Source organism: Micromonospora sp. NPDC049662 (assembly GCF_040675055.1).
GTDB lineage: Bacteria > Actinomycetota > Actinomycetes > Mycobacteriales > Micromonosporaceae > Micromonospora.
This window is the reverse complement of the sequence record NZ_JBFAOC010000003.1, coordinates 125,015-139,046: the sequence shown is the minus strand read 5'-3', so window position 1 is coordinate 139,046 and position 14,032 is coordinate 125,015. Positions and strand designations below refer to the sequence as shown.

12 protein-coding genes and 1 riboswitch are annotated in these 14,032 nt (G+C 74.3%); of the genes, 6 read left to right on the top strand and 6 right to left on the bottom strand.

Annotated features, from left to right (window positions below; translation table 11 throughout):
* Window positions 1-8 precede the first annotated feature (8 nt).
* The gene (locus AB0J36_RS03790; protein WP_363660095.1) at window positions 9-1,307 is read right to left on the bottom strand and encodes an AI-2E family transporter; all 1,299 of its coding nucleotides are present in this window, start codon (window positions 1,305-1,307) and stop codon (window positions 9-11) included.
* A gap of 158 nt (window positions 1,308-1,465) precedes the next feature.
* Here AB0J36_RS03790 and AB0J36_RS03785 point away from each other — a divergent pair, with 158 nt between their 5' ends.
* A complete protein-coding gene (locus tag AB0J36_RS03785; protein WP_357128963.1) occupies window positions 1,466-1,804 on the top strand; it encodes a co-chaperone GroES in 339 nt (112 codons plus the stop codon).
* Between the two features lie 84 nt (window positions 1,805-1,888).
* A complete protein-coding gene (locus AB0J36_RS03780) occupies window positions 1,889-2,056 on the top strand; it encodes a hypothetical protein (protein WP_355050889.1) in 168 nt (55 codons plus the stop codon).
* A 36-nt stretch (window positions 2,057-2,092) separates the two neighbouring features.
* On the opposite strand, the gene AB0J36_RS03775 is transcribed toward AB0J36_RS03780, so the two are convergent.
* Window positions 2,093-3,574 (bottom strand): PrsW family intramembrane metalloprotease, encoded by a 1,482-nt coding sequence (locus AB0J36_RS03775; RefSeq protein WP_357128960.1) that lies wholly within the window; start codon window positions 3,572-3,574, stop codon window positions 2,093-2,095.
* A gap of 23 nt (window positions 3,575-3,597) precedes the next feature.
* Window positions 3,598-3,718: riboswitch (SAM riboswitch) on the top strand.
* A 70-nt stretch (window positions 3,719-3,788) separates the two neighbouring features.
* Here AB0J36_RS03775 and AB0J36_RS03770 point away from each other — a divergent pair.
* The gene (locus tag AB0J36_RS03770) at window positions 3,789-5,033 is read left to right on the top strand and encodes an aminotransferase class V-fold PLP-dependent enzyme (protein ID WP_357129248.1); all 1,245 of its coding nucleotides are present in this window, start codon (window positions 3,789-3,791) and stop codon (window positions 5,031-5,033) included.
* A gap of 9 nt (window positions 5,034-5,042) precedes the next feature.
* Here AB0J36_RS03770 and AB0J36_RS03765 read toward each other — a convergent pair whose 3' ends face one another.
* Window positions 5,043-6,245, bottom strand: coding sequence for an FUSC family protein (locus AB0J36_RS03765; RefSeq protein ID WP_357129244.1), 1,203 nt, complete (start codon window positions 6,243-6,245; stop codon window positions 5,043-5,045).
* 140 nt (window positions 6,246-6,385) lie between these two features.
* Here AB0J36_RS03765 and AB0J36_RS03760 point away from each other — a divergent pair, with 140 nt between their 5' ends.
* Window positions 6,386-7,036 (top strand): metal-dependent phosphohydrolase, encoded by a 651-nt coding sequence (locus AB0J36_RS03760; RefSeq protein ID WP_363660094.1) that lies wholly within the window; start codon window positions 6,386-6,388, stop codon window positions 7,034-7,036.
* Here AB0J36_RS03760 and AB0J36_RS03755 read toward each other — a convergent pair.
* Window positions 7,014-7,289: a DUF4031 domain-containing protein gene (locus tag AB0J36_RS03755; RefSeq protein ID WP_357128955.1), complete on the bottom strand. Its 276-nt coding sequence runs from the start codon at window positions 7,287-7,289 to the stop codon at window positions 7,014-7,016. The two genes, AB0J36_RS03760 and AB0J36_RS03755, sit on opposite strands and share 23 nt — an antisense overlap.
* A 56-nt stretch (window positions 7,290-7,345) precedes the next feature.
* Here AB0J36_RS03755 and AB0J36_RS03750 point away from each other — a divergent pair, with 56 nt between their 5' ends.
* On the top strand, window positions 7,346-8,746 hold the full coding sequence (locus AB0J36_RS03750) for an FAD-linked oxidase C-terminal domain-containing protein (protein ID WP_357172433.1): 1,401 nt from the start codon (window positions 7,346-7,348) through the stop codon (window positions 8,744-8,746).
* A 10-nt stretch (window positions 8,747-8,756) separates the two neighbouring features.
* Here the strand turns inward: AB0J36_RS03750 and AB0J36_RS03745 are convergent, their stop codons facing one another.
* Together AB0J36_RS03745 and AB0J36_RS03740 are read right to left on the bottom strand one after the other, a co-directional pair.
* Window positions 8,757-9,293, bottom strand: coding sequence for a hypothetical protein (locus tag AB0J36_RS03745; RefSeq protein ID WP_357128949.1), 537 nt, complete (start codon window positions 9,291-9,293; stop codon window positions 8,757-8,759).
* Window positions 9,294-9,382: 89 nt separating this feature from the next.
* On the bottom strand, window positions 9,383-11,212 hold the full coding sequence (locus tag AB0J36_RS03740; RefSeq protein ID WP_357128946.1) for a glycerol-3-phosphate dehydrogenase/oxidase: 1,830 nt from the start codon (window positions 11,210-11,212) through the stop codon (window positions 9,383-9,385).
* A 155-nt stretch (window positions 11,213-11,367) separates the two neighbouring features.
* Between AB0J36_RS03740 and AB0J36_RS03735 the strand changes: the two genes are divergently transcribed.
* On the top strand, window positions 11,368-14,022 hold the full coding sequence (locus AB0J36_RS03735; protein WP_363660093.1) for a S8 family serine peptidase: 2,655 nt from the start codon (window positions 11,368-11,370) through the stop codon (window positions 14,020-14,022).
* The last annotated feature ends 10 nt before the right edge of the window (window positions 14,023-14,032 follow it).

Below are 14,032 nucleotides of genomic sequence, written 5' to 3'. Positions count from 1 at the left end.
GCGGGCGGTCAGGGGGCCTGCGAGGCGACGACCACGGCGTCGGGCGGGGTGTCGGGGACCGTCCGGGCGACGAGGCGGCGTACCGCGGTGTTCAGCACCGCGATCAGTGGGACGGAGACCAGCGCGCCGGTGATGCCCGCGAGCACCACGCCGGCCGCGATCCCAATGATCACCGCGAGCGGGTGGATGGCCACCGCCCGGCCCATGATGATGGGCTGGAGCACGTGCCCCTCGACCTGCTGCACACCGATCACGGCGCCCAGGATGATCAGCGCGGTGACCGGGCCGCTGTCGACAAGCGCCACCAGCACGGCGACACCGCCGGAGAGCGCCGCACCGACGATCGGGATGAACGCGCCGAGGAACACCAGGGCGGCCAGCGGGAAGGCGAACGGCACGTCGAAGATGACCAGGAAGATGCCGATGCCGACGGCGTCGATGAAGGCGACCAGCACGGTCGCGCGGACGTACGCGACGAGGGTCTGCCAGGCGGCCCGGCCGGCGTCGTCGACCTTCCAGCGGGCGGCCACCGGCAGCAGCCGGACGACGAAACGCCAGATCTTGTTGCCGTCGCGCAGGAAGAAGAACGTCGCGAACAGCACCAACAGCGTGCCGGTCAGCACCTCCGCCAGCGTCGCCGCGGTGCTCAGCGCGCCGCTGGTGAACTTCGAGGTGTTGTCGTTGATCCAGCCCTGCGCCTCGTCGATGTACCGGTCGAGCTGGGTGTCGGACAGGTGCAACGGGCCCGTCTTCAGCCAGTTCTGGATCTGCCGGACGCCCTCGGAAGACTTCTGGCTCAGCTCCGGAACGCCCCGGATGAACTCGTTGACCACCAGGGTGAGCGTGCCGATGACCGCCGCCAGACCGCCGACCAGCACCACGGCCGTCGCCAGCGAACGGGGCAGCCGGGCCCGCAACAGCCAACCCACGGCCGGCGCGAGCAACGCCGAGAGCAGCAACGCGATGGCCAACGGGATGATCACGATCCGGACCGTGCCGACGATCCGGAGCAGCGCCCAGGCCACCACACCGATCACGATCAGCCGCCAGCACCAGGCGGCGGCGATCCGCAGGCCGTGCGGCACGTCGGCGTCGTCCCGGCTGGACGTCGAGCTGTGCAGGTCCACCGGGGGCTCCGCGCCGACGACCGTGGCCTGCGCCGGGGCGGCCGGCCCGGGGACGGCCGGCGAGGCGATGCCGGGCGTCTCCGGCGCGTCGCTCGGGGTCTCCTGGGCGGCGCGTACCGACTTCTTTTCTGACTGGTAGGCGCGGCGCAGCCGCCCGCGTACCCGCTCGAAGCGGCTCAAGCGCACCTCCTGGCAGAAGAGTCGTCCGCCCACGGCGACAGGTCGGACAGCATACGTCCGTTCCCGACACCGTAGGGCAGTTCCGCCACACAATGCCCGCACGACCATGGGCGTAACCACCGGCGGCCGGTCAGCTGCGACACGGTAGCGTCTGCCCCGTGACCGCCGACCAGGATCTCGACTCCGGCCTGCCGATCCGCCTGCTGCACGACCGCGTGCTGGTGCGGATGGAGGGCAGCGAGGGCGAGCGTCGCTCCACCGCAGGAATCGTCATCCCGGCGACCGCAGCGGTCGGCAAGCGCCTCGCGTGGGCCACCGCCGTGGGTGTGGGGCCGAACGTCCGCGCCATCGTCTCCGGCGACCGGGTGCTCTTCGACCCCGACGACCGCTCCGAGGTCGAGCTGCACGGCCGCGGGTACGTGCTGCTGCGCGAGCGCGACGTGCACGCCGTGGCCGCCGAGCGGATCGAGAACGACCCCACCGGCCTCTACCTGTAGCCGCCCCGCCCCGGGCCCGACCGCTTCGTTTGTCGGACCGTACGACGGGAAGCCAGCCGGCGACCGTTGCCCTGGGGAGGGACGATGCCGGTATTCGTGAAGAAACTGCTGACCTGGGGCAGCGTCGCGTTCCTGATCTACTTCATGGCGTTCCGGCCGGACGGCGCGGCGCAGTTGTTCAAGGGGATCGGGGCGGCGTTGATCGCCATGGCCCAGGGACTCGGCGACTTCCTCACCACCCTGATGACCTGACCCCGCCGGCCGCGCCGCGAGACCGCCCGCCCGCGCTCAGGCGTTACCGGGCGGCCACGGCGCGGCGGGGCGCAGGCCGTGCCAACCGGGCGGCGGATAGTTGCCGACCGGGGGCGGCGGGGCGAGCACCACCGGAATGGGCACCACCGGCTCGTCGGGCGCGGACACCGATCGCTGCGTGCCGTCCGGAAAGCGCAGGTGGTACTGGCTACCGTCCCAGACACCGACCGGGGCCTGCGGGTCGCGGCCCACGAAGTACGACCGGTACGCGGTGATCGCCTCCAGGAGCTGCCGCTCCTCGACGGCGGTCCGTTCCCGGTCGGACGGCTTACGGTCCAGACCGCGCAGCGTCCCGTCCCGCAGCAGGGCCAGCCGCGTCGCAGCGAGCTGGTACCCGCGCATGGCACGCGCACCGGCGTCGCCGCCGACGCGGCGTGCCCAGCTCCGGGCGGCGTGCCGACGACCCAGGCTGCTCAGGGCGGCCACCTCCGGTGGGCTCAACCAGCCGGCGCGTACGTAGTCCGGCAGCGTCCGTTCGGTGAGCCGCCCTTCCCAGGCGCGCAGCCACACGGCCAGCCCGACCACGCCGAAGAACACCGGCACCATCAGGCCCAGGAAGCCGTACAGCATGATCACGGCCTCGCCGGTGGCCTGGGTGAGCGTCGGCAGCAGGTTCCACGTGCCGTGCAGCATCATCGCGAGCAGCAGGCCGGCGATCGGGGCCAGCACCCGGACCCGCCGGTCGGCGCTCCGGGAGGCCACGCCGAGCCCCACGCCGGTCATCGAGGTGAAGAGGGGATGGGCGAACCCGAACAGGAGGATCCGCACGATGAAGATGGCGATCACCTGTTGGGTGCCGGTCGCCGGGCCGTACCGGTCGGCACCGGCCGCGTAGCCGTACCCGCCCAGGTAGAGGATGTTCTCCACCATGGCGAAGCCGACCGCGGAGAGCCCGCAGTAGACCAGGCCGTCGGTGATCCCGGACCACTCCCGGCGGCGGAACACCAGCAGCAGGATCGGGCCGAGCGCCTTGGTCAACTCCTCGATGAACGGCGCCACCAGTACGCCGGTCAGCGCGTCCGGCAGCCCCCAGTCGGCGAATCGTCCGGCGGCGAACTCGTTCACGTTCAGCGAGGCGGCGGTGGAGACGAACGCCCCCCAGGCGAAGCAGAAGACCAGGTATTTCAGGGGTTCCGGTTCGTACCGGTCGAGCCAGAGGAAGCAGGCGACCAGCACCGGAACCGGCAGGATCGCGGCGCCCACCCCGATGAGCAGCGCGTCGAGGCCGAGCGACTGACCGAGGCGGACGACCATGAAGACCGCGCACGCGGCGATGAGCAGCACCACCCCGGCCAGCACCAGGAACCGCAGCCAGCCGAAGCGGCGCGGCGGCATCCCGGGTGACGTGCCGGCGGGCGGAACCGCGGGCGGGTGCGGCGGCGACGGCAGGGGTGCACCGGGCGGGGTGTCGGCCATGCGGTCAGCGTAGCCATCCCCCGCCGGCTGGTCCGGTCGCATCCACAGCCGCTATGCTGCCGGCAGGTCACGAGCGCCAGCGTCAAGCCCCGGCTTGCTGGCCGGCAACCCTCGTCGAGTTCGCGGTGGGGTGCCCCGGGTGATGACCGGGCCCAGCCCGATCGGCGTGCTGGGCAAGCGCGGACCCCGTCCCGATGCCATACCCGGGGTCCCTGACCCCGGAGGTTCCGGCGTGTCCGTCACCCTCGTACCCTCGCTGCCCAGCCTGCCCGCTCTCGCGTCCCCGCCGTCGGCGGCGCTCGACGTGCTGGGCGTGCCCGGCGAGATCAACCTCGACTACGCGGCCACCGCGCCGTGCGCGCGGGCCGCGGCCGACGCGGTCACCGAACTGCTGCCCTGGTACGCCAGCGTGCACCGGGGCGCGGGAGCGCTGTCGCGGCGCTGCACGCTGGCCTACGAGCGGGCCCGGCAGACCGTCGGCGACTTCCTCGGCGCGGGCGCCGATGACCACGTGGTCTTCACCCGCAACACCACGGACGCGCTCAACCTGCTGGCCCGGTCGTTGCCGGCCGGCACGACGGTGGTCACCTTCGCCGGTGAGCACCACGCGAACCTGCTGCCCTGGCCGCGCGGCTCGGTACGCCTGCCGGTACCCGCCAACCCGGCCGGGGCGGTACGCGATCTCGCCGCCGCGCTGACCGAACTGCGCCGCGACAGCAACCCCGCGCTGCCGGTGCTGGTCGCGGTGACCGGGGCGAGCAACGTGACCGGTGAGCTGTGGCCGGTCGCCGAACTGGCCCGGGTGGCCCACCGGCACGGCGCCCGGATCGTCCTCGACGCGGCGCAGCTCGCCCCGCACGTCCCGGTCGACAGGCGCACGCTCGACGTGGACTACCTGGCCGTCTCCGGCCACAAGCTGTACGCCCCGTTCGGCGCGGGTGTGCTCGTCGGCCGGGCGGACTGGCTGGACGCGGCCCCGCCGTACCTCGCCGGTGGCGGGGCCACCAGCCACGTCGGGCCGGCCACCCACGACGTGACCTGGGCGACCGGTCCGGCCCGGCACGAGGGCGGCACCCCCAACCTGCTCGGCGCGGTGGCGCTGGCGGCGGTGTGCGCGGCGTTGACCGACGCCGACCGGGTCGCGCTCGCCGCCCGCGAGCAGGCGTTGCTGGCCCGGCTCCGCGCCGGCCTCGCGGCCCTGCCGCACGTCGTGGAGTTGCGGACCTTCGGCCCGGACGCGCCCCGGGTCGGCATCGTGTCGTTCGTGGTCGCCGGCCAGGACTCGGCCACGGTGGCCGCCCGGCTCGCCGCCGAGCACCACATCGGCGTACGGGACGGGTTGTTCTGCGCCCACCCGCTGGCCCGGCGGCTGCTCGACGAGGCTGCCTCGCGTACCGGCCGGAGGGATCTGCCGCCGACCGCGCTGCGTGCCAGCATCGGTCTGGGCAGCACCGCCGCCCAGGTGGACCGGCTCCTTGCGGCGCTCGCCGAGCTGGCCTGAGGCGCGTTCTCAGCCGACTGGCGGGGCGGTGGGTGGCTTCGGCGCGTCGCCCGGCTCGGCGGGCTCACCCACCGGCCGCTCCTGGTCCCCGAAGGAGGTGCGGATGCAGCGGTTCGCCTCCTCCTGCTCAATGCCGGAGGCCACCAGCAGGTCACTGGCCGTGGTGCGGATCTGGGCGATCACGACGCTGCCGGAGAAGCCCACCCCCTCCCCGTACGCGCGGCCGGCCTCGCTGACGGCCCGCAGCGACCGCTCCCGCGCCTTCTGCGGCTCCTCCCCCGCCGCGAACTCGTGTTTGAGCAGCCGGACCGACTCGGCGAGGTGGCCGATCGCGTCCGGCATGGGGTCGGGCACCGGCTCGTCGTCCTCGATCAGGGTGACGGACCGGCGGATCAGGGTGCCGGAGTTGCGCATCGCCCGGTCGATCGGGTCGGCCGCCTCCGCGTAGTGGACGAGTTCGTCCCGGCGGTGCCAGCGGGCCGGCGACAGGGTGGCGGTCTCCTTGGCGCCCTCGATCGCCTCGCTCAGGGTGGCCAGCTCGTCCTTGTTGTTGCGCAGCCGTTCCAGCGCCCGCTGGATGGTGGCGCGGTCCCCGGAGCGCAGGCCGTCGGCGGTGGCGTCGAGCTGCGCCGCGAGCAGGTCCAGCGCCGGCCGGGCGGCCCGGTTGATCACCCGGAGCGGGTTCAACGGCAGCAGCACCGCCGTCACCAGCAACGCGACGCCGCCGCCGAGGAACGCGTCGACGAAGCGGGGGATCTCCAGATTCTGGGTGGACGGGCTCAGCGTCACGATCAGCACCGCCGTGGCCGCCGCCTGGATGACGATGGCCACGCTCGCCCCGGCGAAGATGGTGAGCAGGATCGCCACGGTGACCACCAGACCGAGCTGCCACGCGCCGGTGCCGAGGAAGTAGATCAGCAGATCGCCGACGGCCACCCCGACGCCCACCCCGACGATCAGCTCCACGGTCCGGCGGAACCGCTGACCCACCGACGCGGCCAGGGTGCCGACCGCGGAGATCGGCGCGAAGACCGGCTGCGGGTTGCCGAGCACCTTGTGCGAGACGAGGTACGCCAGGCCGGCCGCCAACCCGGCCTGGACGGCGAGCCCACCGGCCATCCGCACCCGGTGCAGCCGGTCGTGCAGGGTGGCCCGGCTGCGATGCTTGAGTTGCTCGGTGGCCTCGGCGATACGCGCTCCGTCGACGTCCACCAGTCCGTCGCGCAGCGGCACACGCCGCACCGTCGGAGGTCTCTTGTCCCGGGCCACCGCCATGGGCGCGACTACCCGTGGCAGACCCGCTGAATCCTCCCGCCGGCGCGCGGTGCGGACGAATGCGGCAGACTCGGACGGTGGCCGATCTGCTGGAACGGTGGCGGGCGGCGGTCCGCGCCGCCGGCGCGGAAACCGACGAGCACGCGACTCTGGCCGGTGAGCGGCTGCTCGCCCGCTGGCGGGAGCCGCACCGGCAGTACCACACCGTCACGCACCTGGCCGCCGTACTCGATGTGGTGGACCGCCATGCCGGGCTGGCCGAACGGCCGGACCTGGTCCGGTTGGCAGCGTGGTGCCACGACGCGGTCTACGACCCCCGGGCCGCCGGTGACGCCAACGAACGGGACAGCGCGGAACTGGCCGGGAGCCTGCTCACCGGGCTCGGGGTACCCGAACCCGCGGTGGCCGAGGTCCGTCGGCTGGTCCTGCTCACCGCCGGGCACCGGGTGACGGCGGACGACGACGACGGCGCGCTGCTCTGCGACGCCGACCTCGCCGTGCTGGCCGGCCCGCCGGCCGCCTACGACCGCTACGCGGCGGCCATCCGACGGGAGTACGCGCACGTGCCCGACCCGGCCTTCCGCACCGGTCGGGCCCGCGTTCTCACCGGGCTGCTGGAACTGCCCGCGCTGTTCCGGCTGCCGCCGCTGGCGCAACGGTGGGAGGCCTCGGCCCGCGACAATCTTCGTCGTGAGCTGGTAACTCTCACCGGGCCGGCGAACCGCTGAGGTGCTTCGGGCGGCGCAGCCCGGCGTCGCGCAGCAGCCGGACCAGTTCCCGGCTCGGCACCACCCGGGCGCCGAGCCACACCGCCGCCGCGAACCGATCGGCCGGAATGTCGTAGTGGTCCCGGTCGAAAGCGCGTCGGGGTGCGCCCAAGGCCTCCGCGAAGGCGTGCAACTCGGCGTAGGAGACATCGCTGATCAGGTGCGACCAGAGCCGACCGCGCCACGGCCAGGCAGGCCGGTCCAGGTAGAGCATGTCGCCAAAGCTAACCCGCGTTGATGACCGCTGACACACGGCTTAGCCTCGGCGGCATGGCCCCCACCGGACTCCTCGACGACCTGCGCGCCGCCCTGGGCGAGAACGCCGTGCTCACCGACCCGGACCTGCTGCGCGGGCACCAGCGCGACGAGGCCGACCTCTGCGCCGCCGGCGTACCCCTCGTGGTGACCCGTCCCCGGACCACCGAGCAGGTGGTCGCGGTGGTCCGCGCGGCGGCCCGCCACGGCGTACCGGTCGTGCCGCAGGGCGCGCGAACCGGGCTGGCCGGCGCGGCGAACGCGGTGGACGGCTCGGTGGTGCTCAGCACCGTCGCGATGGACGAGATCCGGGAGATCGACCCGGTGAGCCGCATCGCGGTCGTCCAGCCGGGCGTCGTCAACGCCGCGCTCGCGGCGGCGGTCGCGAAGCAGGGCCTCTGGTACCCGCCGGATCCCGGCTCCTGGGAGTCGTCCACGATCGGCGGCAACGTGGCCACCAACGCGGGCGGCATGTGCTGCGTGAAGTACGGCGTGACCACCGAGTACGTGCTGGGCCTGGAGGTGGTGCTCGCCTCCGGGGAGGTGCTGCGCACCGGCCGGCGCACCGCCAAGGGGGTGGCGGGCTACGACCTGACGCGGCTCTTCGTCGGCTCGGAGGGCACCCTCGGCGTGATCACCGAGGTGACCGTGGCGCTACGGCCCGCCCCGGCCGACTCGTTGACCCTGGTGGCGGTCTTCGGATCCACCGCGGCGGCGGGCACGGCGGTGGCCCAGATCGCCGCGCGGGGCCTCACCCCCAGCCTGTTGGAGTTGCTGGACCAGACCCACCTGCGGGCGATCGAGGCGTACCGGCCGATGGGCCTGCGGACCGACGCGCAGGCCCTGCTGCTGGCCGCCGCCGACACCGGTGACCGGGCCGCCGACGACCTGGCCGCCGTGGCGCAGGTGTGCGAGGCGGCCGGCGCCGAGGAGGTCTACGCGGCCACCGACGCGCTGGAGGCGGCGGCGTTGTTGCAGGCCCGTCGACTGGCCCATCCCGCGATGGAGAAGTTCGCCGCCGACACCCACCCCGGAGGCAGCGGCGGCCTGGTGATCGACGACGTGGCCGTGCCGCGCGGTGCGCTCGCCGCGCTGCTCGACGGGGTGGCCCGGATCGCGGCGGAGTGCGAGGTGCCGATCGGCGTGGTGGGGCACGCCGGGGACGGCAACATGCATCCGAACATCGTCGTCGACCGGGCCGACCCGGAGAGCGTGCAGCGAGGTCGGCGGGCGTTCGACGAGATCATGCGCCTCGGTCTGGACCTGGGCGGCACCTGCACCGGCGAGCACGGCGTGGGCCTGCTCAAGCGGGAGTGGTTGGCGCGGGAGATCGGCCCGGTCGGCGTCCGGGTGCACCAGGCGATCAAGTCGGCGCTGGACCCGGCCGGTCTGCTCAACCCCGGCAAGGTGCTCTGACGGGCTGCGCTCAGCCCTTGACCTCGGCGGGCGTGGCCTGGGTGAGCAGCAACAGGATCTCGCCGGCCACCGGCGGGCGCTCCTCACCCGGGCAGTCCTGCGAGGAGATCAGCCCGGACGAGGTAAGCAGGCTCGACGTGAGCGCGTCGATGCAGGTGGTCCGGTACCGCCGGGCCTGGTCGGTCTCCTCGGCGAGCCGGGGGTCGGCGAGCAGCACCTGCAGCCGCTCGGTCTGCTCCGGCGCCAGCCGGCCGCGGGAGGTGACCCCGTCACCGGCGCAGTCGAGGCACTGCCACGAGCCGTCCCGCTCGACGCTCAGGGTGCGCAGCGGAGCGTCCGCTCCGAGGCGTTGGAGCAGACTGACCTGCCCCTGGGCGACCGTCGTGGGGACCTCGGGGGTCGATTGGCCGGCCGCCGAGCCGGCCGGCGGAGGGGCGGCCGGCGTCTCGGCGTCGTCGCGACCGAGCAGCGAACACCCGGCCAGGGCACCGACGAGCACCACGGCGAGAACGGGGGCGAGCAGAAGGGGGCGCGCGCGGTACAGCACGCGCGGAAACCTACCCCACCGTAGGTAGCGTTCGAAACCACCATCCGGGCCGCTATAGCTAGTTACCCATCGGTAGCGTTACATACCGGTCATCTCGCCGTGGGTCGCAGCTCCGCCTGATCGTCGCCACCCCGGTCCGCGGCGTACCCGCGGGCGTCCGGCACGCCGAGTCGCGCGGCGTCCGCCCCGGCGTCGTCCGGCATGAGCTGGGACCGGCGCTCCGCCTCGACCCGCGCGCGGTAGTGCTCGACCTCGGCGGCCCGGGTGGCCGCGTCCCACCCCAGCACCGAGCCCATCAACTCGGCCGCGTGCTCCGCCGACTCCAGGCCACGGTGACTGGTCTCGAACGAGATCCGGGTACGTCGGGTCAGCACGTCCTCCAGGTGCAGCGCCCCCTCGGCCCGCGCCGCGTAGGCGACCTCGGCCGCCAGGTACTCCGGAGCGCCGGCCAGCGGCGACGCGAGCAGCGGCTCGGCGTCGACAAGCGCCAGCAGATCGAGGGTGAGGCTGCCGTACCGCTCCAGCAGGTGCTCCACCACCCCCACCGGAACACCGTGCCGCCGGGCCAGGTCGGCCCGGTCCCGCCACAGCGCCGCGTACCCGTCCGCGCCCAGCAGCGGCAGGTCGGCCGTCCGCGACGCCCGGCCGCCCCCCAACCGGCGTACGGCCCGGTCGACCACGTCCGACGCCATCACCCGGTACGTCGTGTACTTGCCACCGGCCACCAGCAGCAGCCCGAGCATCGGCTCGAACACCGCGTGTTCCCGGGACAGCTTCGAGGTGGAGTCGGCCTCCCCGGCCAGCAGCGGGCGCAGCCCGGCGTAGACGCCCTCGATGTCGGCGGTCGTCAGCGGCCGGTCCAAGACGGTGTTGACCTGCTGCAACAGGTAGTCGATGTCGCGTGCCGAAGCGGCCGGGTGGGACCGGTCCAACCGCCAGTCGGTGTCCGTCGTACCGATGATCCAGTGCCCGCCCCACGGGATGACGAAGAGCACCGACGTCGCCGTACGCAGGATCAGCCCCGTCTCCCCGGTGATCGCCGAGCGGGGCACCACCAGGTGCACGCCCTTCGAGGCGCGCACCCGGATGCCGGGCCGCAGGCCCACGTCGTTGAGCATCCGGGACATGTCGTCGCTCCACACGCCGGTGGCCGCGATGACGGTGCGGGCCTGCACCTCGAACTCCGCGTCCGGCGAGCCGGGCGGGGCCTCCAGGTCGCGGACCCGGACACCGGTGACCTCCCGCGCCTGGCGGATCAACCCGACGGCACGGGCGCTGCTCACCACCGTGGCGCCGAGGCTGGCCGCGGTGCGGGCCAGGGTGACGACCAACCGGGCGTCGTCGACCTGCCCGTCGTAGTAGCGGATCGCGCCGGCCAGGGTGTCGGCACGCAGGCTCGGGAAGATCCGCCGAGCGCCCTCCCGGGTGAGGTGCCGGTGCAGTGGCATGCCCCGGCCACCGCCGAAGAGACCGGCGAAGGCGTCGTACGCGGCCACGCCCGCGCCGTAGTACGAACGGCGGAAGACGCGCGCCGGCAGGTCCCGCAGACCCCGGCCGGCGGGCAGCGGCACGAGGAACGGCACCGGACGGACCAGGTGCGGCGCGAGCCGGGTCGCCAGCAGACCGCGCTCGGTCAGCGCCTCGTGGACCAGATGGAACTCCAACTGCTCCAGGTAACGCAGCCCGCCGTGGATCAGCTTGCTGGATCGGCTCGACGTGCCCGACGCGAGGTCGCGCGCCTCGACCAGGGCCACCTTCAGGCCCCGGGACGCCGCGTCCAGGGCGGCACCGGCACCGGTCACCCCACCCCCGATGACCAGGACGTCGAAGCGTTCGGCGCGGAGTCGGCGCAGGTCTGCCGCACGACGGATCGGCGAGAGCTGCCCGGCGACGGACCGGGAGACATTGGGATCACGCACTCATCCACCGTAACCGCCGTACCAGCCGGTCGACACGTGCCGCCAGCTCCGCCCCGCCCGCGTTCCACCTCGACCGGCCGCAGATCTCGGACAGTTCCCGTTGGCGGCCACCGGGAAGTGTCCAAAGATTTTCCGGGTAGCCGTAGGGTTCCTGGATGCATGGTCATCCTGGAGTCGACGACCGCAGCTCCCCGTGGCCGGTGGTCGCGGCCGTCTTCGTCGGCTGCTGGACCGTCGCGGTCACGGTGGCCAGCCAGACCGGTGGCTGGCTGACCGATCAGGTGCTGCTGGGCTTCGGACGGGACCGGGTGGGCTGGCTCTGGCCGGTGCTCGGCCTGGCCGCCGTCGTGCTGGCCGGCACGCCCGCCCTGCTGCTGGCTGTCCTGCCCCGCTCGGCCGCTGTCCGGGCCACCGGACGGGTGTGGCTGCTCGGTGCGCTGACCCTCGGTGTGCTCACCCTGCTGCGGGTGGTGCCGCCCGTGCACCACGAGGCCTACCTCGCCACGCTGGCCGCGACGGCGCTGCTCGGCGCGCTCGCCGTCAGGTGGTCGGGACGTCGGCGGACGTACCCCGGGCCGGCTGGCCTGGTCGACGGCCCGGCGCCCGGCGGCGAAGGCGACGCCGCGCGGACCGATGCCGCCCCGACCGACGCCGCGCGGACCGACGCCGCCCCGACCGTCGCCGCGCGGACCGATGCCGCCCCGACCGACGCCGCGCGGACCGAATCCGACCCGGGGCGGGCCGTCGCCGCGCGGACGGGGGCCACCGGTGACGCGGAGCTGGCGGGGCGCGGCTCGCGTCGGCCGGGCGCGGTGCCGCTGCTGGCGGTCGCCGCCGGGTTGGCGCTGTTGCTGCCGTGGGCCTGGCTGGGCGCGCTCGGCGGCCTGCTGGAGACGGTCCTCGCGGTCCTGGCAGCCGCCTCGCTGGGCGGGCTGGCCGCCATGCTGCTGGACGCCACCTTCTGGTCCCGGTTCGCGGTCGGCCGGCCACCCCGACCGGCCCGCCTGGTGCTGGTCGGTGGCCTCGTCGCCGGGTTGGCGCTGCTGCTGCTCGCGGCCGGGACGGGCCAGTCCGGCGCGCAGCTGCCCGCCCTGCTGACGCTGCCGCCGACCGGTTTCGTGCTCGCCGCGCTCTGGGCCGCGACCTGGCGGCCGGCCACCGGGAGACTGGTCGCGGCCTCGCAGCCCGGCGTCGACACGACCGATCCGGCCCGCGTGGGCCGGGTCGCGACCGGCTGGCTGGTGGGCCTGGCCGCCCTCGGGCCGCTGGCCTTCACCGATCCGGAAGAGATCACTCTGCTGCTGGTCGGCACCCGCGACGTGCCGTTCTGGGTTGCGGCCGCCGCCGGCGTCGGCCTCGCCGTCGCGGTCGTCCTCGCCATCGGGTACGCGGTGCTGCTGGCCCGCCCGGCGGCACGTACCCCGAGTCGCCGGGTGGCCGCGCTGGCGGCGGCGGTCCTGCTGGTGGCGGTGGGCGTGGTCGACGCCGGGCCCGGTCAGCCCGGCCTGTACGGCGAGCGGCTGCTGGTGGTGCTGCGCGAGCAGGCCGACCTGAGCGGCATCCCGGCCGGCGCAACGGGACAGGCCGGGCGGGATACCCGGGCAACGGAGGTCTACCGGCGGCTGGTGGCGACCGCAGACCGTACGCAGGCCGACCTGCGCCGCACGGCGGGGCGGCTACGGCTCGACCCGGTGCCGTACTACCTGGTCAACGCGGTCGAGGTGGACGGTGGTCCGGCCGTGCGCGCCTGGCTCGCCCGTCGGCCCGAGGTGGCCCGGGTGCTGATCAGCCAGCGTCTACGGCCCCTGCCCGCCCCGGCGGGGCAGACCCGGGGCACCGCGCCGGCACCGACCGGCCCGGAGTGGAACATCCGTCAGCTCGGCGCGGACCGGGTCTGGTCCCAGCTCGGGGCGACCGGCGCGGGGATCGTGGTCGGCAGTTCCGATTCCGGCGTGGACGGCAGCCATCCAGCGCTGCGGCCCGGGTTCCGGGGCGGTGACGACTCCTGGTACGACCCGTGGGACGGCACCCGGGCACCGAACGACCAGGGCGGGCACGGCACCCACACGGTGGGCAGCGCGGTCGGGCGCAACGGCATCGGCGTGGCCCCGGACGCGCAGTGGGTGGGCTGCGTCAACCTGGACCGCAACCTGGGCAGCCCGGGGCACTACCTGGACTGCCTCCAGTTCATGCTGGCGCCGTTCCCCGCGGGGGGTGACCCGTTCACCGACGGCCGGCCGGAGCGCGCCCCGCAGGTGCTGACCAACTCGTGGAGCTGCCCCTCGATCGAGGGTTGCGACCGGGGCGCGTTGCTGCCGGCCACCACGGCGCTGGACGCGGCCGGGATCTTCGTGGTCGCCGCCGCCGGGAACAGCGGCCCGTGGTGCGCGTCGATCGACGAACCACCCGCGCCGTACGCGAACGTGCTGACCGTGGGCGCGGTGGACGCGCAGCGACGCGTCGCGGAGTTCTCCTCGCGCGGGCCGGTGGAGGGCGGCGCGGGCAAGCCGGACGTGCTGGCCCCCGGGGTGGGGGTCGTCTCGGCCATGCCCGGCGGCGGGTACGCGGCGCTGGACGGCACGTCGATGGCGACCCCGCAGGTGGCGGGAGTGGTCGCGCTCATGTGGTCGGCGAACCCGGCGCTGATCGGCGATCTGACCCGGACCCGGCAGATCCTGCGGGACACCGCCACGCCGGCCGAGCCGACGTACCGCTCACGCAATCCGAGTGACGCCTGCGGCACCCCGGCGAACGTCACCGGCGCCGGGCAGGTCGACGCGTACGCCGCCGTCCGCGCCGCCCGGGGGTGAGCAGGGCGGG